This window comes from Clostridium sp. AM28-20LB (assembly GCF_003480665.1).
In the GTDB taxonomy this organism is placed as follows: Bacteria; Bacillota; Clostridia; order Lachnospirales; family Lachnospiraceae; genus Otoolea; species Otoolea fessa.
Genome location: NZ_QUJN01000013.1, coordinates 221 through 21,818 on the forward strand (window position 1 = coordinate 221; position 21,598 = coordinate 21,818).

Annotated in this window: 17 protein-coding genes and 3 pseudogenes; 3 read left to right on the forward strand and 17 right to left on the reverse strand. The window is 45.5% G+C overall.

Annotated elements, in window-relative coordinates; genetic code table 11:
• From DW739_RS15225 to DW739_RS14510, 6 genes and pseudogenes are all read right to left on the reverse strand, one after another.
• Positions 1-206, reverse strand: a pseudogene (locus DW739_RS15225) (IS200/IS605 family accessory protein TnpB-related protein); the annotation flags it as partial.
• 8 nt (positions 207-214) lie between these two features.
• Complete coding sequence (gene tnpA / locus DW739_RS14490) at positions 215-655, reverse strand: IS200/IS605 family transposase (RefSeq protein ID WP_118524779.1); 441 nt, start codon at positions 653-655, stop codon at positions 215-217.
• A gap of 296 nt (positions 656-951) precedes the next feature.
• Entirely contained in the window at positions 952-1,245 is a 294-nt protein-coding gene (locus tag DW739_RS14495) for a winged helix-turn-helix domain-containing protein (protein ID WP_243023794.1), read from the reverse strand.
• A 57-nt stretch (positions 1,246-1,302) separates the two neighbouring features.
• Positions 1,303-8,427, reverse strand: a complete 7,125-nt coding sequence (locus tag DW739_RS14500; protein WP_182428004.1) for an S-layer homology domain-containing protein — start codon at positions 8,425-8,427, stop codon at positions 1,303-1,305.
• A gap of 68 nt (positions 8,428-8,495) precedes the next feature.
• Positions 8,496-8,882, reverse strand: coding sequence for a hypothetical protein (locus tag DW739_RS14505; RefSeq protein WP_147355519.1), 387 nt, complete (start codon positions 8,880-8,882; stop codon positions 8,496-8,498).
• Positions 8,851-9,240, reverse strand: a complete 390-nt coding sequence (locus DW739_RS14510; RefSeq protein ID WP_118743264.1) for a hypothetical protein — start codon at positions 9,238-9,240, stop codon at positions 8,851-8,853. The genes DW739_RS14505 and DW739_RS14510 overlap by 32 nt, the downstream gene beginning before the upstream one ends.
• Before the next feature lie 325 nt (positions 9,241-9,565).
• Between DW739_RS14510 and DW739_RS14515 the strand changes: the two genes are divergently transcribed.
• Genes DW739_RS14515 through DW739_RS14525 form a run of 3 tightly spaced genes read left to right on the forward strand, consistent with a single transcriptional unit; the run spans position 9,566 to position 14,188 of the window.
• Complete coding sequence (locus DW739_RS14515) at positions 9,566-10,294, forward strand: LytTR family DNA-binding domain-containing protein (protein WP_118472001.1); 729 nt, start codon at positions 9,566-9,568, stop codon at positions 10,292-10,294.
• On the forward strand, positions 10,291-12,285 hold the full coding sequence (locus tag DW739_RS14520; RefSeq protein WP_118743265.1) for a hypothetical protein: 1,995 nt from the start codon (positions 10,291-10,293) through the stop codon (positions 12,283-12,285). The genes DW739_RS14515 and DW739_RS14520 overlap by 4 nt, the downstream gene beginning before the upstream one ends.
• Position 12,286: 1 nt before the next feature.
• Positions 12,287-14,188: a GHKL domain-containing protein gene (locus tag DW739_RS14525; protein WP_118743266.1), complete on the forward strand. Its 1,902-nt coding sequence runs from the start codon at positions 12,287-12,289 to the stop codon at positions 14,186-14,188.
• A gap of 58 nt (positions 14,189-14,246) precedes the next feature.
• Here the strand turns inward: DW739_RS14525 and DW739_RS14530 are convergent, their stop codons facing one another.
• From DW739_RS14530 to DW739_RS15240, 11 genes and pseudogenes are all read right to left on the reverse strand, one after another.
• Positions 14,247-14,726, reverse strand: a complete 480-nt coding sequence (locus DW739_RS14530; RefSeq protein ID WP_118482267.1) for a hypothetical protein — start codon at positions 14,724-14,726, stop codon at positions 14,247-14,249.
• Positions 14,727-14,999: 273 nt separating this feature from the next.
• Positions 15,000-15,251: pseudogene (locus DW739_RS14535) on the reverse strand (hypothetical protein); the annotation flags it as partial.
• 134 nt (positions 15,252-15,385) lie between these two features.
• Positions 15,386-15,616, reverse strand: a complete 231-nt coding sequence (locus DW739_RS14540; protein WP_107001035.1) for a helix-turn-helix transcriptional regulator — start codon at positions 15,614-15,616, stop codon at positions 15,386-15,388.
• Between the two features lie 176 nt (positions 15,617-15,792).
• Positions 15,793-16,092: pseudogene (locus DW739_RS14545) on the reverse strand (hypothetical protein); the annotation flags it as partial.
• Positions 16,088-16,534, reverse strand: coding sequence for a threonine/serine exporter family protein (locus tag DW739_RS14550; RefSeq protein ID WP_347560729.1), 447 nt, complete (start codon positions 16,532-16,534; stop codon positions 16,088-16,090). The gene DW739_RS14550 and the pseudogene DW739_RS14545, both read right to left, overlap by 5 nt.
• A gap of 32 nt (positions 16,535-16,566) precedes the next feature.
• Positions 16,567-17,406, reverse strand: a complete 840-nt coding sequence (locus DW739_RS14555) for a sugar phosphate isomerase/epimerase family protein (RefSeq protein ID WP_107001036.1) — start codon at positions 17,404-17,406, stop codon at positions 16,567-16,569.
• Positions 17,403-18,251, reverse strand: a complete 849-nt coding sequence (locus DW739_RS14560) for a sugar phosphate isomerase/epimerase family protein (protein ID WP_107001037.1) — start codon at positions 18,249-18,251, stop codon at positions 17,403-17,405. Before DW739_RS14560 ends, DW739_RS14555 begins: the two co-directional genes overlap by 4 nt.
• Before the next feature lie 17 nt (positions 18,252-18,268).
• A complete protein-coding gene (locus tag DW739_RS14565) occupies positions 18,269-19,009 on the reverse strand; it encodes a sugar phosphate isomerase/epimerase family protein (RefSeq protein WP_182428005.1) in 741 nt (246 codons plus the stop codon).
• An 863-nt stretch (positions 19,010-19,872) separates the two neighbouring features.
• Entirely contained in the window at positions 19,873-20,106 is a 234-nt protein-coding gene (locus tag DW739_RS15230) for a hypothetical protein (RefSeq protein ID WP_233430239.1), read from the reverse strand.
• Complete coding sequence (locus tag DW739_RS15235) at positions 20,096-20,686, reverse strand: zinc-ribbon domain-containing protein (RefSeq protein ID WP_243023795.1); 591 nt, start codon at positions 20,684-20,686, stop codon at positions 20,096-20,098. Before DW739_RS15235 ends, DW739_RS15230 begins: the two co-directional genes overlap by 11 nt.
• 12 nt (positions 20,687-20,698) lie before the next feature.
• Positions 20,699-21,376: a zinc-ribbon domain-containing protein gene (locus DW739_RS15240; protein WP_243023796.1), complete on the reverse strand. Its 678-nt coding sequence runs from the start codon at positions 21,374-21,376 to the stop codon at positions 20,699-20,701.
• Positions 21,377-21,598 lie beyond the last annotated feature (222 nt).

Below are 21,598 nucleotides of genomic sequence, written 5' to 3' on the forward strand. Positions count from 1 at the left end.
CTGGCATGATTCTTTTTTGTCTCATGTACCAGATGTTCCGCTTCATTAAAGCGTTTTTGTGGATTTCTGATTTCTGAAAGTTCTTCCCAGGTCTCTGCATACACCGGAATCAGATAGGAAACTGCCTTCCGAAAAATATCCAGCGTAGAGCGGAGCGGTATATTCTTTTTTTTAATTTCTACTCCATAGCTGGATACAATCTGCATAAAGTTTCCTACTTTCTTTTTTCCTTCTCTTTTTGTCCCTCAATGTATGCCACTACCTGATCCCTGCTTCGGTCACTTACGGTGACTGCACAATACGATGGATTCCACAAATGTCCTCCCCACAACTCCTGTTTTAATTCCGGATGCGAAAGAAACAACTGACGTGCCAGATTCCCCTTCATAATCTTTATCATGTCTGATATAAAAAATTGCGGTTTGCAATCCAGAAGTAAATGAATATGATCTGGCATAACCTCCATCGCCAGAATCTTAAATTTGTATTCCTCCGCAAGCCCATACAACATTTTTTTACATTCTGCGTCTATCCCATTTTTCAGAACCTGTTTTCGATATTTCGTGCACCAGACAAGATGATATTGCAAAGAATACACATATCCTCTACCATATGAAAGTGAATTTTCCTTAATAGTAAATATATCTTTTTCCATGTTTATATTATACCATATGCCCGCACGCTTGGCAAACACTAGTTCTGTATCTTGATAAAAAATTTGGCGCACCTAACTCATCACTAAAGTAATGAGAATGCGGTGTGCCGTTTTTCAATCAAATTAAAAAGAGACACGGCATAAATTATTCTGATAGATTTTACATCAGATTGCTTTATGCCGTGCCTTTTATGTTATTATAATGATTGCTACATACATATAGCAGGCTTCACCCTTCGTTATACACCGGATTCGAATTGATTTTCGGTACGAAGGCAACAGCCGTTCCGCAATTTTCACCATCCTCCCCATACTTCTTCATAGATCTGTCCGGCAGAAAATACCCAGAATGGATGTTTTGCCAAGTATACCAATGTTGCAAATTCCCGACGAGTCATAGAAATCAACTCACCGTTTCGGTATGCTGTTCTCTCCTTCAGCCGAAGCTCCAAGCCCGGAAAAACAAGAGTGTTACAAGGGTGGGATGTCACAATATGGTCAAATCCTGGCTCGACCGCAATAATCTCCATAATTCTACTGAGTATATATTCTTCATGGTCGGTAAGCGACAGTACCAGAAACTTGCCCATATTGTTCACATCTCTCTTTATTGATATTATTTTTGCATTACATTACGGGTTCATTTTTCATCTGTCGGATGCGGTATTCACCGCCATCGTCCCGTCTGCATAGAAGTAGTACCACTTACCATCGATCTGCTTCCAGTCTCCGGCAAACATTATTCCGGTGACCTTGTCCAGCCAGTACCACTTCTGATCCTCGGAGAGCCAGCCCTTCACTGACTCCCCGTTTCTGTAATAGTTCCACTGGCCGCTGTCATTCTGCTGCCAGCCGTTTGCGGCCTGCGGGTCAATGACGATCTCCACAAACCGCCGCAAAACCGTGGCGACCTCGGCGCGGGTGGCGGTTCCCTTGGGGTCAAACTTATTTTCATTCTTCCCGGCCAGGATGCCCGCCTGCTGCATGGACTTGACCGCATCCTTCGCCCAGCTGCTGATCTGTGTGTTGTCCGCAAAGGTCACAGCCTTCAAGGTCTGGGGCAGGTCATAGCCCAGCTTTGCAGCGTAATTTTTCATAATCACCGCCATCTGTTCCCGGTTGATGTTGGTGTCCGGTGCAAAGGTGGTGGCGGTAACGCCTTCCACAATACCGGTCTGCGCCGCCCAGTTCACATAGGGGGCATAGTAAGCGTCGGCTTTCACATCGGTGAATTTCCCGGTCTGGTAACTGTCCGGGTTGATGCCCGCCAACCGCCCCAGAGCTGTCACAAACATTCCTCTGGTCATGCCGGTGCCCGGGCTAAAGGTGATGTCGCTGGTGCCGGAGAGCAGTCCCCGGCTGGCTGCAAAGAGGATGTTATCTGCTGCCCAGTGGCCGGTAATGTCGGTAAAGACCGGGGCAGGGTTCTTGTAGCCCACGCCGTAAACGCTGAAATGACCGGTTTCAAAAACCACCGCTTTCAGGCTGGCATTGTAGCTGGATTTGGTGATCCATTCCACCTTGCCAGCGTCATCTACATAGACTGCATAGAGATTACCTGTCTGCTCACCATTTGCCGGTGTGTAGGGCAAACGCACCGATATAGTGTGACCATTTAAGTTGGCAATCGGTGTTTCTTTGCCGCCGGAGAGGTAGACCAGTGACAGATCATAGGCCGGTCTTGTGCCGATGGCGGCCTTGACCTCGGTGAAACGCAGTGCATCCACCTTATCTGCCCGGAGAATGATGTCCCCGCCAGCGGAGGCGGTATCCAGCTGCTTCAGAGTATCCAGGCCGATATTAACCGAAACCAGATGGTCTGTTGCTACGGTAAACTGCCGGACGTTTTCTTTAACCAGCAGATCCAGTGTCTGCGCCTTGATGGTCACGTTAAAAGAGGTCTGGCCTGCCGCCAGGGTGATGGGAACCGTAACGCCAATCCCGTTCTCTGTAGTGCCGTTCTTTTTCGCATCCTGTTTGGCCTTGTCGATGGCGGACTGGACAGAGCTGTTGTCCACTGCCGCATTGCCGTTTTTATCCGGCTGTATGGGTTTGGTTTCACCGGTGGCAGGGGCTTGAGGCTTGTCTTCCGGCTGGTTGGTGTTATCATTGTTGCCGGAACCGTTAGAACCGCCGGAGGAGGAGCCTCCACCGCCGCCCGAACCACCAGAGGAGGAACCGCCGTCGCTGGAAGATTGCTTGGAAACAGTCAACGTTCCAGAAACATAGGTGATCGCATAATTGTCATTTGACAGCGTACCAGTAATATTGATCGCAGTTTTGCCGGTTTTGCTCATATCCGGTGTCTGTGCGTAGTCCAGTGTTACCGTGCCGCTCAGGGTGTCTGCACCAACCAGACCTTCCACCTTGTAATCCTTATCTGCTTCCGGGCTGCTCAGATCGGGCGCGGTGCTGCCGGTGTAGGCGCTCTTATCAAGCGCCGTAACGGTAACTGACTTTTTCGCTACGGTCACAGTCACGTTCTGTTCTGCCACATCTGCGTACTCTGCGTTTCCCTGAACCTTATACCAAACAGTGTATTCCCCGGCGTTTTTCGCTGTGGGGATCTGCTCACTCCACTCAGAATCGCCAAGCCGGTAGAGCATTGTGCCGCCAGTGGTCTTGCCCGCTGTAACCAGAGCCTGTTCTGCACCATTGTAGGTCAGTGTATTGACCGTAGGTGCCGTAACAGTGGGGACAAGCTTGTTGGTCGCATTGACATTGACGGTCAGCGTGATGTCCTTATAGTTCGTGCTCTTGATCACTACGGTCACTGTGCCCACAGAGCCGGTGGTTTCCACGTCATTTTTCTGAATCGGCAGGGTCAGCTTGCCGTTTTCCACCTTCGCACCGTCGGTGTAGTAGCCGTCATTTAGTTTGATTTCGACGATCTCATAGGTGAGTGCACCGTACTCTTTGGGCGTTTCCAGCGTAGGCAGGGCGGGGAGCGTCACAGTGTAGGTCTTTTCGTGGCCGTTTACAATGGTAAGCGCAGTTTCCTTGGCGAAGTCAGGCGCAGCTGCCTTGGTGATGCTGCCAGTAGTAGCGGAGCTGCTCTGCTCCAGGGCGTAATTCTTCGCGGCCTGCCCCATCAGGGTCACTGTGGCAGTGACGTTCTTGCCGCTGCCCACACTGGCATCGTCAAAGCTGGCGGTCACGGTGTAGTCCTTGTCCTTCTGCAAGGTTACGCTACCCTCGAAGGTCACGCTGGAGATGTCCGCGTTTGTCGTGCCATCATAGGTCTTATCTTCTACCGCAACTGAAAATTGCAGTGGGTACTTAGAAATTTCCGGTACCACGGAATCTGTTAATGTCCTATCGTATGAAGCACTTGAATCTGTCGGTGTAAATTTCACGGTATAAGCCTTGTTATCTTCTACATTCGGATAAATACCAGATGCTGAACTACTATTTTCCGGTTCCCAGCTCCAGGTTCCGGCTACCAGTTGATTTGCACCATTATACACACCATAACCAGAAGCCAGAGAAACCGGAATCTGAGCAAGTGAAACCCCATAAGTCCCTTTCGCATTCCACTTTTGTGTTCCGTTTCCTACAATTCTCAGTGTATCCTTGGTAGACACATTAAGCGGTTCCGTTCTCTCAGAAGCAAATGCATTCTCTTTCGCCTTTATTCTGCTGGTTACCTGATATCCATGTGCCGGATATAATCCCTGAATTTTCGTACCGTCAATCCATGTAAATGCTCCGTCTGAATCTACATCACGGTATCCATACTCAATGTCATTTTCCGGATTAGTTCTGTTTATGGTAATCGTCGTACCGGTTATATCCACCTCACCCTCAGTTATTGCAGCCGGTGCTGCCGTTCTTTTAAGAATCGTGATCCTTTCGGGTTTTCCGGCAAATTTCTCATCCGTGTTGCTTGCAGCATACCGATAATAAACCGTACTCTCATGATCGGAAGAAATGATGTCTGTAATCGAAATTCCTGATCCACTGCCCATTTTTGCAGATGTCCAGTTTGGAGAGGTATTGGTTCCGTTTACAATCACATACTGTAAAGATGAGGAAATTGTGATTTCTTCCTTCCGATAATCAATATTCGGCTTGTTCGATTCTTCCGGAATCGTCTGTGTTTGCAAATCCGCCACCAAAACCGCTTCACTGGCTGACATGGACGAGGATGCTTTCTTGCGAATATAGAATGGTACAGACACACCACTTTCACGAATGTTATCCAGCAGCCCTGTCAGACGAACCATACCACCCTGTCTTATAGTTGTCCATGACTGTGCATCATTAGAAGCAGCATACTCCAGATCGCAGGAAGCTTTATTCTCTAAAGTCTCCTGTTCGTAATTGATAGAAACATCAGCAGCAGTAGGTGCCTCCTGCCGCACTTTTTCTGTCTGGAAATTTACATAGGTTACATCAAGAGATAACGTACCATCCTTTTTAATCATCAGTCTGACAAGATATTCTGTGTCCGGAGCTAAATCCTCAATAGTATACTCATAGTTTCCGGAAGAACTTTCCGCAAGTGTCCTTCCATTCAAGAACATATCATCTAATGTCCCTGTCTGCTCATCCTCGCCGGAGGTTAATAAAAACTTAACCTCTGCTCCGAGAGTTCCTGTTGCCTTAAGTGTAGCAGTCGCTTTTGTTTCAGAAATCGTCTTAATATCCGTGACAGCTGCGGAAGTGATACTTGCCGCGTTATTATTAGAATATGTCTGAGTAGCTTGATCATAATATACCGTCTTACTGTACTTGCGGAAATGCGGGTAATCCTCCGTTCCGATCACCTGTCCCCACGTACCATCTGATTTTTCACCGTTTAATTTATAGGCAATTTCGCCGGATTTCAGTTTTTCTTCGCTATCTAGAGTAGTAATACCCGGAGAACTATAATCACTCTTTGTTGTCTCATAACAGTTCGTAAAAGTAGCCCTATTATCATTCGGGTACTTATTTCCTTCCAGTTTTCCTGATACAGCCAAGCAATTAGTCACCGTTCCGTTTGAACAACTATCTGAAAAATCTGTTCCTACTACAAAACAATTCTGAATGTTGATAGCATAAGCGTTACGACACAACCCGCAAGTCCAATTACCTTCCAACACCAGCCCTATATTTTGTACACTCCCATGTCTAATCCATGCCACCAGTCCGTACTTAGAACTTGTATTGTCATTAGCAGGTCGCAGTCCGGAAATTACATGGTAATTTCCCTCAATATTCCCCTTGAAAGACTTACCATCAGATATGGCTCCAATGCTTGTCCAGGCATATCCGTCCGGGATCTTAATATCCTTCATCAGCTTCAGATTGCTCTTATTAGGGATTTTACCATCATTAAACTGCTTTGCAAACCAGAAAAGCTGACCGGCATTATAAATCTCATAATATTCCCCCGACTTTATTGCCTTCTGATATGCACCACATGCTTCACAAAATCCATCTGCATTATAGTACTCATGACTACAAAAGGTATTATCATAAAACATCTCAATTTCATTTGGTGTTGTTGTCGATATCGTCTTACCTGATGCTGTGATCGGATTGCCGCCATTTAAGCCCGGTACCGTCACCGAAATCTCTGTGTTATTCCTATTTTCCGGCAGATATACCGTCAGATGTCCCGTGTTCGCTTCATCATACGAAATCTGCTTGGAAGGAATGACCATAGCTGCACTTTGACCTTCTTGATTGATCAACGGTTCACCATCCTGCTTGATCGTGATATCGGTTGCCTGTAATATCTGATCGCTCGTGATCACCGTGGAAACAAATTTTAATCTTGTCTCATAAAGAGGAATTCCGGTCTTCAAAGTGATCGTTGCATTCTCATCATCGACGTCAGCCGCCATCTGATAAACATAGTTTTCTCCAAGCGTCACATCTACCGTTACCTGTGTCCCTGACGTTAATGGCTTCAGATAATTGGATGCCTTAAGTGTACCTTGATAATCGCTCACCTGCATCGTCCCTGCATCCCAGGTAATCTCTCCCACGCTGATTGTCACCGGATAAGTGCTTTCGGTGAATCGTACGTCCGCAATCGTGCCCTGAATGGTATAGTTTTTCAGTCCGGAATTTTCACTTTTCGGGAAATAATCACCACCATTTAAGTTTACTGTGGCTTCATTACTGATAGAAATAGAGCCATCCAAAGTACCACCCGGCAACGATTGACCTGGCTTTACTGCGATACCAATGGCATACACTTCATTCTGATATGCAATGGCCGAAACCGTTCCGCCATTGATCGCAATCTCACCATACTTGTATCCGCCTTCTACTGTTTTGGCTCCACCGCCGCCACAGCCGATTCCGGCTCCGGGGTGTCTTCCTGCGTTCGTAACGTATCCTCCATAGGCCGTCACATTGCCGTCATTGATCTCAATCCGATCCACGCAGCCGTTTGCTCCACCGCCAATTCCGGCTCCGCCGTATACATTTGTAATATCCTTGTAGTAGCTTCCATGTCCGCCCTTGGCATACACAGTTCCGCCATTGATGATAATGGTACCGCTGCCACCCTCTGCACTGCCGCCAATACCTGCTGCCATCATGCCGCCATAAGCTTCGATATCGCCTTCTTCGATCACAATCGTCCCCAAGGAACCATTTCTCATGCTTGACGCACCAATTCCGGCGCCTTCTCCACCGGTTGCTTTTAAGCTTCCCTCTCCGCTGATCGTCAGGGTGCAGCCTTCCGCCACCTCAATAGCCGCACACATATTACCGCCCTTGAGCGTGTTTTCTCCCTCCAGAATCAGATGCAGGTTTGCACCATTCACCAGTCGGATCGCCGGTACCCAGGTCCTTGCTGTCTCATCGTTCTTATCGAGCGGTATCCGGATATCCAGATCCGAAATCGTAATTGTAACATCTACGCCATTAACCAGAATAACGTTGGTCGTACTGCTTCCCGTGATAGTCGCATCATTATACTGTTCCCATGTGTTGCTGTTGATGCCGATACCGCTATCCGCAATATTATAAGTATTTGTTAATGCCAACAAAGCAATCTCGCCATCCATGCTGACCTCAATCTCCGGAAGCTCCACGCCCGCTGCCAAAATATACTCACTCGGAAGAACCGGAAGATAATAATAGAAACCACTTTCATCTTCCCGGTTCTCATCCGGCTCCCAAGTAACGCTGATATCCGTCAGCACCGGGATATCTTCTGAGATTTCCTCATCTTCAAACTCATTATCCTCAAGAAAATCCCCGGCATTGCTGTCGGTAGCGATCAGAAACGTACCCTGCTGCTCTTTCTCCTGAACTTCCTGTTTATCTGCTTCCTCCTCATCATTGCTATCCGGTATGTTTTCTGAATTTTCTGTTTCCGGAGTTTCCTCCTCATCATTGCTGTCCGGCACATTTTCTGAATTTTCTGTTTCCGGAGTTTCTTCCTCATTCAGATTTTCTTTCTTTGCATTACTGCCGGTAGCAATTCCAAAGTCTTCTTCCTCATCACTGTCGTCTGCTGCCGCCGTCTCATCTTCCGCACCCTTGTCACGATCCGCATTATTTTTCTGGTGATTCACGTTCTTATATTCCACCACCGAAGCCTCGATCGTCTCCGGGAAATTCAGATAATCCTCAAAGTTTTCTCCGGCATCCGCAGGGATCTGAATATGCGCGACCTCCTCCGGTAATTCCGTAAATCCCGTGATCACTTTCAACTTTTTTGTAGGAATTGCAGCAAACGTTGCAGACGGTATGCATAACTGCATCGCCATCATTGCCGCCAATGCTGCAGATACGATCTGCCGTTTCTTCTTTTTATACCTCATATCCATTTCCTCCTGTTGTCATTATTTTCTATATAGCGTGACGGTTTTGTTCTCTCCGGTAATATTTTTTATTCATACGTTTCCTCCTCACCTGATTCATTACTTCCCCTTTTTCCCTGAAGAAGCCGGGAGACTGCTTCCCCCAGCTGATGCTCTGTAACGGGCTTTACCAAAAAGGTGTCCGCCTGCATCCTGCGGCTTTGGGGTTCAAATTCTGCCTGGTCGCTGATCCAAAGGAGCGGGACATCCTTGCTGTACCCTCGTATGCTCATGCAGAAATTCATCCCCCTGGCTCCGTCCTCCATGACCACCACAGCATCATAAGGCCCATCCCGCTGCATGGCATAGACGCAGAATACGCCATTGTCAAAGCGGTCTACTTTGCCAAGCTTCATCAGTAACGCCGTTTCTTTCTCCTTCTGACTATAGCTGCATAGCGCAATTCGCATTTCCATACCTCCGTTTCCTGATGGGCTCCATCGCCTCATATAGCTCCTGATCACTACAATCTATGGAGAGGAATACCGGGATACGAAGCTGATACGCGATCAGGGCGAAGTTTTTATCATCGCTCCACCAGACAAGCGGTGTTTCCGGTGCCAGCTGCTTTGCCTGAATGGCAGCCTCCAATCCCCTTGCCCCGGTCATGGCGATGACAAGCGCATGATATCGGCTCCGCCGCAGTGCCTGAGATAGCTGCTTCTCATTCCATAGCTCGTCGATGACAAGCTGTCCGTCCCCAGCAAAAAGGGAGCGCAGCCTGCTCTCAAACCATTCTGCATTCCTTAATTCCGTACAAAGTGCGATTTTCATGCTGAGCCTCCTTTCCTGAAAAGAAAAACAAGAAAGAATGTGCCTTGGCACATTCTCGCGCCGAGCGCGGTCGCTTGCGACATGTTTCTTCTTCGCGCGAGTGCGCATCCCGCGGAGCGTTTTTTTGTCATAGGACGAAGTTTCCTATGACATAAAAAACCAGACCTTCTCATCGGAAAGTCTGGTAGTATAATTAGAGTAGCATCTTGTCAAGGGAAATGCAACCGACTTTGTTTAAGACGCAGGTTTCCTGTTTAAGACGCAAGTTTTTCCTGCGGTTTTATGTTATACTATTATTGGATTTTTGTGCAAAGGAGATGGCACGATGCAGATTGCGATTGTGGATGACAGAGCAGAGGACAGAGCCGAACTGTCTGTCTGCCTGGAAAATTATATGAAAAAGCATCAGCTGGACTATACGCTGACAGAATTTGAGGACGGAGAGAATTTTCTGAAAGCTGCCGCCCAGGTCAATTTTCAGCTTGTCTTTATGGACATCTATATGGAGAACATGGATGGAATAGAGGCCGCCAGAAGGCTGCGCCAGAAAAACAGGCTTTGTAAGATTGTTTTTCTGACCATTACAGAAGATTATGCCCGGATGGGGTACAGCCTGTCCGCCAGCTATTATCTGCTGAAGCCGCTTTCGCTCCATCAGGCAGATTTTGAAGAAGCGATGGAGCTGTGCCAGCTAAAACCGCCCTATGAAGTGATGACACTTTCGGTTATGGCTGACCGTCAAAAGCTGGAACTTCCCACAGAGAAGATTCTATACATAGATTATCAAAACCGTATGACACGGATTCATACGGCGGAACGCGTGATACCGGTAAGCGGAGGCTTTCAGGAGGTTACTGCCGCATTGCAGAAGGACAAGCGTTTTTTGCCCTGCTACCGGGGCATTTTAATCAACATGGATTACATCAGCCAGGTTGACAGTCAGACCTTCCGTTTGATAAACGGGGAGGAACTTCCGATTGCCCTCCGCAATGGAAAACAGCTGCGGGAATCCTACCGTCAATATGTTTTCTCTGGAATGGGGGGTATCGTATGAGAATGAAGCAAATGCACAGGCGTACTCTGGAGGGCTGTCTGGCCTGTCTCCTCTGCTTCACCTGCAGTATCCCAGCATTTGCCGCCGAAACTGCAACCCCATCCAATGCCGATGAAAGAAGGGAGATTTTGCCGGATTTAGAAAGCGAGACTCCAGGGACACTGGAGAGCAAAACCCCGGAAGCATCGGAAGAAGTATCCCTCGTCCTTGTCACAGAAATACAAAAGGAAGACGAACTGCTCTCCCTGCCAGATTTCACCCTGCCCCTTAGAACCACACCGTCTGATGATGACCTGGAGGAAATTTATCAGCTGGCCCTTCGGTATCAAACCGTCTGCGCCACGGTAACAGCAGGTGAAGAAATCCGGCAGGAAACATTTTCTGTCGCATGGGATTTTTCGGCCATTGACCAGACCACTCCAGGCGAATATACCGCAGCAGGTCGGATTAAACTGCCGGAGGGGTATGCCTTTGGTGAAGCTGTCTTGCAGGAGCTTCAGATTTCCGTCCGGGTGAAAGAAATGCCGCCTGCTGTCATTACCTCCATAGAGAAATGGTATCCTTATACGGACGCGTTTGCGGTTCAACAGGACAGCGAAACCGAAACGCTGGAAAATTTGTTTGCCTTTTCCCCTTACTATCTGGAATGCTATGCGGAAAATGGAACCAGCTACACCGCTGTGGTGGAATGGGATTTTTCTGGTATTGATTTGAATACTGTGGGACTGTACCATGCAGCAGGAAGGCTGACTGCACCGGAAAATACCATATTTGCGGATCGTGTCGATTTCCCTGAAATTTCAATTCCTGTTTCTGTTCAGGCTCCGGGCAGCCCAGACATCAACTGCTTCCTGGTTCGCAAAGGAAGCCTTTATTTTCCCTGGGTCACACCGCCGGGGAATCTGGACAAGGTCAGTATATGGCTGTCCAAAAACAACGGTTCATGGAACCGTCTGGAAAGTGGCGTTTATGTGGGTCAGGAAATGCTCTCGATTGCTACCCGTCTGCTGATGCCGGGCAGCAGTTACCGCCTTCAGGTGGATTATGACGGCGGACAGACCGGCATCCTCTCCTTTACCTACGCAGATGAAATTGTCCTTGAAGGGTACCATGAAGGCGACCGGGATGGAGGGGATGCAGGCGGAAATCCTCCCGATACCATCATTCAACCGCCTCCTGAAGATACCGACGATCAGGATGACGGTTTCGCAGACAGGCCCTCCACAAAGCCTCCAAAACCGCCTGCAACAAATGGCGGCAGAGTGGATTCCAACGATTCTGAAAAAACACCACCTGTCAGTGAAGAAAATGATCCTGCGGATCATGAACCATCCCACAAGTCTTCCGAGCCATCCTGGGAGGGAAAGAATGATTCCATAGATATAGATAAAGACGATTTCCCATCGGAACAGGCAAACGGTGATACAGAGGAAGATGCGGATTCCAAAAACCCTGATTTTTCAGAGTTCTTCGATGAAACCACCGACCGGATTTCCGGCACGCGCTTTTTGATGATGCTGCAAACAGGGGAGCAAAGAGCCGTCTTTTCCAAACAGGGAATCACTATCAGCATACCAAAAGACGCCTTGCCGGAGGGCATCCAAAACGAAGATCAGATTGAAGTCATCATCCAAAAGGATACGGACGGCGGTTTTTCTTTTTCGTTTTCCATCAATGGAACTGCGCTCAGCTCCCTGCCGGATGTTTCTGTCATGCTGCCCTGTCCAAATGACCCGGCAGCCGGCACATGGTTCCTCTGTGATGAAAGCGGCGTGGAAATTCCCATGACCGGTTATGACGATGCGGCAAAAGCCGTCTCCTTTCAGATCAGCCATACAGGGGCATACACCATTGTGGGAAAGGAAGATGCCGTTTCCCTGGCACAGGCCGCCGACACAGAGCATAGCCGGTCGCCCATACTCCTTTTGATTCCGACCTGTCTGCTTCTTCTGTCTGCCGGTGTGTTTTTCCTAAGGAGGAGGCGAAAATAAGATGGTATCTTCTGCGGTAAAAAAATATGCTGCCTTATGTATGGTCTGCCTGTGCTCATCCCTGTTTTTTCTTGGCCTGTATCAGTTCAATAATAAATATAGCCAGAACACAATCCAGGCGTCAAATGGGATTCTGGCGCTTTCTGAGGAAGAACTTCAAAAGTCACCGGTGCGCTTTCTGGTATCCGGCTGGGCATTTTATCCTGACGCGCTTTTGACCCCGGAAGAAATACGGGATGAAAGCCATTATATGCGCTACCTTTCCATCGGAGAGCAGACCAATTTCTCCAGCCCTGCAAACCCTTCTCCCTATGGCTGCGGGACTTATCAGATGACATTCTTTCTGCCGGAACGGAAGGAAACATATGCGCTGGAAATCCCAGAAGTGTTTTCTGCTTACAACCTTTATCTGGATCATGACCTGATCCTGCAAATGGGGGAACCGGCACAGGGGACACCATTGGTTCAAAACCGAATGGTCACTTTTCATGGCGGAAAACCGGTCACACTCACCATAGCGGTCAGCAACTATGACCACTTTTACGGAGGAATTGTCTATCCGCCTGCTTTCGGAACGATGCTGGCGGTCAATACAACCAGAGGAATCCGGTTTGCATTCTGCCTGTTCAGCTGTACAGTTACCTTTGTCTGTGCGCTGCTGTCCTTTTATTTCAGCCGCCGGATGAAACAGAAAAATACATTCCTGTTCGGACTGATCTGCCTTGCCATGTGCGGCCTGTCATCCTATCCTGTGCTTCATATGCTGGCTGCGGTTCCCGTATTCCCCTGGTACACGATTGAACTGTTCTGTATCTATCTGGTTACCTGGCTGATCGTAGTTCTGCAAAACCGGATATGCAGACCGGGCTTCCTGCCTGCGGCCATCAGTAATGGGGTGGGCGCTGCTTTTCTGGTATATGCGTTTGTGTATGGCATGATGGCTTCCCATCTCTCCCTTGGAGCCATTCGCTTTTTCTCTGCATCGGTCTTTTGTTATAAGGCGGCATCTGCGCTCTATCTGCTTATCATCGCTGTGCTTGCCATTCACAGAGGAGAAAAACGGAGCAGGCCGATCTTCTATGCTGCGGCAGCCGCAACCTGCGCCTTTATATGGGATCGCCTTCTGCCGGTTTATGAGCCGGTTATCGGCGGTTGGTTTTTGGAATGGGGCAGCTTTTTCATAGCAGCAGCCATCGGTTATTCCCTCTGGCGCGATGTGATAGAAGGATATGGAAACAGCCTGATTTTCCAGGAAGAACGCAAGCAGGTCATCCGTCAGCTTTCTATGCAGACCGAATACAGCCGTCAGGTTTCTGAAGCAGCGGCAGAAAACAGAAGGCTGATCCACGACATCAAACACCATCTGCGCACCATAGACCGCATGGCCTCTGAACGTGGGCAGACGGAGATCTGCTCCTTCCTGTTACAGGTAGAGGAACAGGTTGCGGCATCATCGGGTCACTCCCCTGCCCAGTTCTGCAAAAATCCCGTCGTAAATGCACTGATTGAATACTACTACGGCATGGCGCAGACACAAGGGACAGAATTTCAGGTGCGGCTCGATCTTCCCGATCATATGCCGCTTACCGATGTGGAACTGTGTACGGTGCTGGGCAATCTTTTGGACAATGCCGTTGAGGCGTGCAGCCGCCAAAAGCAAGGGGTGCGCCGCGTTTTCATTGCAGGCGAAACCAGAGGCAATATGTACTTTTTGAAGATTGAAAACACTTACGACGGTCTGGCCTTGCAAGAGGGAAAAACATTTCTCTCCCGAAAGGGTACATCTGCTGATCATGGAATCGGGCTTTCCTCTGTCCGAAAAATCATTGAAAGCCATGGCGGTGATCTTGATCTTGTTCCCGGTGAGGAATCCTTTCTTGTTGGAATTACAGTGGGTTTATAAACATTGCTCATACAAAAGGACACCATTACTTACATTTGCATAAGCAATGGTGTCCTCTCTATTTTCCAAGTTCTTCTTCCATAATATTCCTAATCGCTTTAATATCCGTAAAAGTCAATTTTATTCCACGATTATACATAGCCAGTACTTCATTCAGATTTTCAACAAGTACCTTATCCAACTTTTTATGTATCGTTACAGGCTGTTCCTGAATCGTATGAACATGGTCAAAGTATTTTTCAATAACAGGAAATGTATTCTGTATCAAAAAAGCATTTTCTTTCCCTGCAAATAATCCAATCACTATCGTATTGCATTTACCATATCGTTTCTTTTTCTTTTCAACGATTTCCTTGTATTTCTCAGCTTGTGAGCTAATTGGTATCATCCAATACAATTTTGGATTTTTTCTATCCTGAATTGCATAGTAATGAGGACGATAGTTCCCCTGTTCCTTATTACTCATCAAATATTTATCCTGAACCAAGTCAAAAAATTCATCCTTGATATGATACGAATATCCCTGTTGTATCTCCATAAATAACCTTTCCTATGTGATAAAATTCCCCATCAGCATTCACTGATGGGGAACATTTACAAACTATACTATTTTTATCCCACCTGTATAGCAAGTGGCTTCATTTACGAACTGAATTATTTATACCCCGCACCATCAGCAAGCGGCAAACATTTACTTCTATCTTTAGTATATACAGTTTCTCTGAATTTAGCAACCTGTTTTTTAAGTTTAGAAATATTGTTTACTATATCATAGCTCATCATTTGTCGTAAAATACATGCATTTACTTTCTTAATACAGCTTAGCCCCAGCAGGAATTGCGTCATCTAACATAAGCAGATTCAATCCTTCGTGTCCGTCATACTCATACACTGCTGAAATCAACATTCCTTCTGATGGGATTCCCATCATCATTCTGGTAGGAAGATTTGTGATCGCTACGCATGTCTTTCCAACAAGCTGTTCCGGCTCATAGTACTCATGAATACCGCTTAAAATCGTGCGTTTCTTGTCAGTTCCATCATTTAATGTGAACTTTAGAACGCCTCAATAAACTGAGGCTAAAACTGTCCATTCCAGTTAAACAAATTTGACCGCGTTTTATTTTCTATATTCAACTTACTTTGTGATATTTCTTCTCGATTAATTGGTATTTCGTCAAAGTCAATTCCCTGCATCTATTGGTTTTCCTGCCTTTCTATGACCACTTCAATAACATCTTCTATTCCACAGTCTAATGCATAGCATATTTTAACAATCGTATCTAATGAAACATATTCGTTCTTACTCATTTTAGCAACTGCATTTGTGCTAATATGTGCTATGTCTTTTAGCTGAGTCTTATTTATATTCTTATCCACCATCAATTTCCAAAGGCGGTTATAACATATTAGGGATTCAGTGCTCATAATTCACCTCTCTTAAATTTGCTTTTGCAACTAATGCAAGTATATCATGATTCTCATTCTTTTTCAATTATTTCTTGATATATATCAAGAACATCTGCACATATACTCATTTTTAAATAAGGCAAAAAATAGACTCCTATTTCTAGGAGTCCTATTAAACGTGTTCTCTTATTCTATTAATACAACTTTGCTCCTGCCGGAATATGGTTATCCACCATAAGAAGATGGAGTTCTTCATCCTCTGAATCTTTAAGATTATTTACTGCTGAAAGTAACATACCGCAAGATTCAATTCCCATCATTGCTCTAGGTGGAAAGTTTGTAATAGCAATAAGTGTCTTTCCAACTAATTCTTCTGGTTCATAATATGCATGAATACCAGAAAGAATTGTTCTATCTACACCTGTACCATCATCAAAAGTAAATTGTAAAAGCTTTTTGCTCTTTGGTACTGCTACACATTCCTTAACCTTAACACAATGAAGCATGCCTCAAATCCGGAACACAGCGCATCAGCCAATCCACCGCCAAAAAAATCGTAAGCGCCGATGCCGCAATAACCTTTCCCAAAGCATTTGTAAGATCATCCAGTCTTTCATCCAAAATCACAAGGATTTTTTCTTTCAGAGCTTCTACAGGTATCGGGGAATCGATGCAGTCACAGCAAAGGCGATAGAGATGGTTCAATTTGGACAAGTCCATTGCATCCCGCCTGATTCTTCGACTTTGAGTAACCGCTTCCATTCCCCGAAATTCCATTGTTATAAGAATACTGGATGTAATCGCATAAACATTCATGTGCTCTGCACCATACGCTTTGCCCAGCCTGTATAAAGTCTCCTCTATACGGCTGATCTCTGCACCTGCATAATACATTGCTTCACCAATATTGAGCATTTGACGTATAAGCAGATCCATGTCGCTTTCATTGGCAATCAGCAGATCGGCATTCAAGACCGAAAGCGGAACCAATCCGCACAAGCTCTGAGAGCCTCATCCGGGTCTTTATAGAAATCGGCTCCCCACAGGCTCAAAGAAATGGTATCCTTGTAGCCAAGCTGCTCTAATTCCTCCAGACGGCCTGCAAATGCAAAATCACCTTTACCCAAAGCTGCATACCCTTCTTTTCGGTCTGCAAAATGCACATGGGCAGGAAGCCCCAGACGGCTGCAAAAATCTGAGATCGTCTCCGCATTATTCTCTGCCTGAATCAAATCAAGACCGGCTTTAACCCATGGAGAATTCACAGACTTAATTAACTTTTCCAGATGGCTCAGATCTCTGGCAAATAAGGAAACAGCTGCAGACATTTCTTCCATCACCATCACTATTCCCAATTCTTCTGCCTTTTCGGACAATATCTGAACCGATTCTACAAGTCGAAGAAAATTATCTTCCGATGGCGAGTCCACATATTCCCATCCGGGATGCAGCATCATTTTATCGGTTTCAAACGCAGCTGTATCCTCCAAATACTGTTTCATCATATTAATACTGTAATTTCTCACATACGGAATAGGAGATGCAATATTAATCGGATATTGTCTGCACTGTTCCGGATGGAAAACAGTCATTTTAAGTCCTCGATCCTTAAGCATCTGGTTGATCTCCCTGATCCGGGCAGTATGGCCCTCAGGTGTATCATCATCCAGGCAGAAATGAGGAGATGCTCCCCACAATTCTATAGACCGGAAACCATTTGCCTCAATTGAGTCCAGGCCATACGCAAACGTGTGGTGAAGAAAAGGCGCTGTCAAAATGCTGATCTGTTCTTTATTCATAATACTCATACAAGTTCCCCTCCATCAAAATGCTTTCTGAGAGTTTCAATATTTGCACGGTAATGTGGCTCCGGATCCAGCCTATATGCACCATTAGCCATTTCCATGGTTATCGTACCTTTGTAATTATATTTTCGCATCGCATTTAAATGTTCATCGAGGTTCTGGAACCCATCTCCCCATTTCATATGTCCAAATGGACGTCCATCGTTCAGGTGAATATGAGCCAGTTTATCCCCCAAAACTTCAAAATACTGTTCCAGCGTTTCTCCTGTGTATGCTACCGGAACCGTGTCCACGCAGCACTTCAGATTAGGAGAATCAATATCTTTTACCACACGAAACTGGTCAAATCTGGTTGTTGCTAACGGAGACTCTCTTTCATTCAGGTTTTCATACATCAAAGTAATGCCATACTTTTCCGCGTGCCGTGTCAGCTTTTCCACAGAATCTCTTCCATGCTTATAACCTTCCGACAACGGCCTGTCCCAGTAAGGTCTTCCAGGGCAAAGCAACATCTGTGGGCACTCCAGTTCCACTGCTGCCTCAATAAATTTCTTATACTGCTCTACAGTTTTATTTCGGATATTGTCTTCCGGTGCCGCAATATTAATTGCATAAGTATTTTCCTCTGGCATCAGAGAAACAACACTAAATCCCCGCGCTGACAATTTTTTTCGCATATTGGCAGCCATATTGGGATCACCGTCATACATATGGAAATGATGGCTGCACCCATATAATTCCAGTCTGTGAACCCCCAGCCGATCCATAGAATCCAGAAAATAATCAAAAGAAAATTTCTTATATACCATATTTGTCGCGGCCAATTGCGACATTAAAAGCTCAGACATTGTATATCTCCTTTTTCTTATCCAAAATACATTCTCAGATTGCGCATATTTCTCTTGTCATGATAAAATGGATCTGCAAAATATTTTCCATCTGTCAGTTCCTGGGTAAATTTTCCCGTATAGCCATTATTCAGCATATCCAGAATATCTTGTTTGAGATTACGGTTTCCATCTCCCCACACAAAATGTCCATAAGGATTACAATCCTGAAAATGACTGTGAATAATATTTTCAGTCCCGAAAGTATCAAACCACTGCTGAATGGTTTCTCCTGCCACAGACATAGCTGTCAGGTCAATCATGACCTTAAAGTTCGGATGATTCACCTCATCAAACAAATGCTTGATCTGATCTATACGCCACCCTATCAAAGATTCCTGTGGGCGCAGCGACTCACATGCAATCATCATATCATTTTCAGCCGCCACTTCACTCAGCCTCTGAAACATTTCTACTGAACGCTTGAATCCTTCCTCTTCCGGTTCATTCCAGTAGCCCCAGCCCGAGTTTGCTTCAAGGATCGTTGCCCCCAGCTCGTGCCCAAATTTAATTCCATTTGAGAAGTAGCGGAAACAGCGCTCCTTCAGTTCCGGTTCTTTTGCTGCAAACTGATAGCCATAAGAACAGTTTTCCGGTGTAAATACAGGACATGTCAGACCGTGATCATCCAGTTTCTCCTTGATCGGCACTGGATCCTGATAACCATGATCATCAAGCCACAACCCCTGATGCGCAGCAAGCAGATCTACACATTTCACTCCCAGCTCCTGCTGACAATCAAGGAAATAATCCCAGTAATCTTTTCGTTTTCATTTTTTCCTCCTTGTTTTTCTGCATGCTGATTCATTCTTTTGCACGTATTTTCTAATATCGATTCAAAATGAATCTTTTTAATATTTTTTGCAAATTTATATTATCATTACTTGCAATATATGTCAATATGCTTCATTTTTATTTGTTGAAGAAAATATTTTTGTTCATTTTTTTCAATTACTGGCATTTCTTTGCATTTCCCTCCATTCTTCTATGCATTTTTCACGTTCAAAGTTCAAAATACAATCAAAATAATACAGCCCCTCTGCGTCAGACGCAAGAGAGTTTCCTTTTTCCGTTTTCCGCAACCCAATCCCGGTTCAAGCCCGGTTTAGGCCTATTTTTTGCATACACAAACAGAGCCAAGTATGATATAATCCCATCTTTGACACTTGAAAATAGTAAAACAGCCATAACGCCAGTATTTTATCAGCGTTGTGGCTGTTCTTTGTCTTGCATCGATATGTACTATTTTTGGATTTGTGCTATTTTTTCTGTTTTGTTTCTTTTATAATCGACCTCATGGAAAATTTGGATATGAATTCGTAGTCTGTTCGGAAGCCAAACGCATTATGCAGGGCATCCGTAAGTTTTGTACGTTTGTAGGAAGGTATATATCCACTGTCTTTAGACAGCAGTGTCATATTCAGACCCCTAAGGGTTTCCAAAATCTGACTGCAGGTAAACTCTTTACCCAGTTTTTTCTCTAACAGGCGGTAAACCAGCAGGCTGATGTGGCAGGTTAAAAAGTGAGCCCTGATTCTGTCTTCCCGCCTCACAAATACAGGTCTTGCTTCGAATTCTGATTTCATGATGCGGAAGTTTTCTGGATGAAACGGGCAGGATCATTGGGATTTTTACCTTTTCTGGATTTTCCGGGAGACTGCATCATTTTCATAGCTCTTTGAATCTGTCCTTCACGGATTTTTTGCTGGTAGGCTTTATATTTGGGGGAGTATGTGATGATAACAGTTTCATCCATATCTCCTGTAACAATCGGATACTCTGCATTATACTGATACTCCTGCGGCTCAGCAACCATTGGAGAGTATACTGCCTTTCATCGGCAGTTTAATCAGTCTTATTCCTCGTTGCTCACACATATATGCTTTCATTATTTCTATATTCTCGTCAGCACTTCCTGACTCAATAGCCAACTTTTCTGAAGGTATGTATGTTTCAAGCGGAACTCCAAGCAATCGGTCAGAACCAAGTTCTGCTTTCAAGCCTTTCTTATTAGAATAATAGCTGACAGCCAAAGCAGGAAATAGAGATAAATATTCTTGCTCACAAATTCGGCAGCCTTTATTCAATATCGTCCTTTCATTTATCTTCATACTCCATGAATGACCGTGCCTGCATTTCCACCACGCTCTCTTTGCTGAAGTTCGTGATACTTCTGTCGGCTTCAATTTATTCTGTTCATAATCCCATTCACTGAGAAGCTGACTGTCTGTTGTCGCCAAATCATTATATCCGGCAAGAACTTCTCTCTCCGCACAAACGGGGCACACCGTTCCTTTCACACGGGCATTGATAACTGATTTCCACTCATTACCACATTTTCTGCACTTCCACCAGACATTTTTCCTCGACTTTGCATTTACTTCATCAGGCTTCAATGGCAAGTTCTTCTACGACCACTCCGAAGCAATTTCAGGGTGTGTTGTCTGCAAATCGTTAAACCCTTTCGAGAATATGTACCCACTGCAATACGGGCATTTACTGCCACCGGAACGAGTAGAAATAAGAGTGTTCCACTCTCTGCCGCAATCCTTACACTTCCACCAAGCCTTACGATTGGCAAAGACCGTAACCTGAGTCGGAAGTAAAGGATAATTTCTGTCCGACCACTCGGCAGCTATATCCGGCAGAAGCGTTGCAAGGTCATTAAATCCTGCCAACACATTATTATGGGAACAATACGGGCAGCCTGTCCTATTTATCGTTCTGCTCTTAACGGCAGCTTCCCACTCGTGTCCTTTCTCACATCTCCAAATCACTTTCTTATGAGAACCAATAGAAACCTCTGTCGGTTTTATCTTATTCTTTTTCGACCACTGTTTTACCAGTAATGGCTCTAATGTCGCCAAATCGTTAATACCTGCAATCACTCTCGCACCGGAACATATTGGGCATTTTTCTCCATTAGAACGAGCCTTAACGCTTGTCTGCCATTCGTGACCGCAAGCACCTCTCCACCATACTTTTTTATTTGAACCGAAAGTAATGTCATCAGGTGTAAGCGGTAAGTTCTTCTCCGACCACTCCGAAACAAGCTCCGGGTGTACTTCTGCTAAACTGTTGTTCATAGCCAAACCTCAACCTCCTTATGCTTAGAGTATATGAAGTTTTGGCTTTATCTTGTAGTTTGCGAATATCCGTATAAATAGAAAAAACCCTTTGAGAAAAGGATTTCTCCTCTCTCAAAGGGCAAGTTGGCAAACTGGAATTTGGTGTGTGATTTATAAATTTTTTCCGATCCACTCAAGTTCGTTCATGGAATCCTTATTTTTTTCAAGTTCATCTCTGGC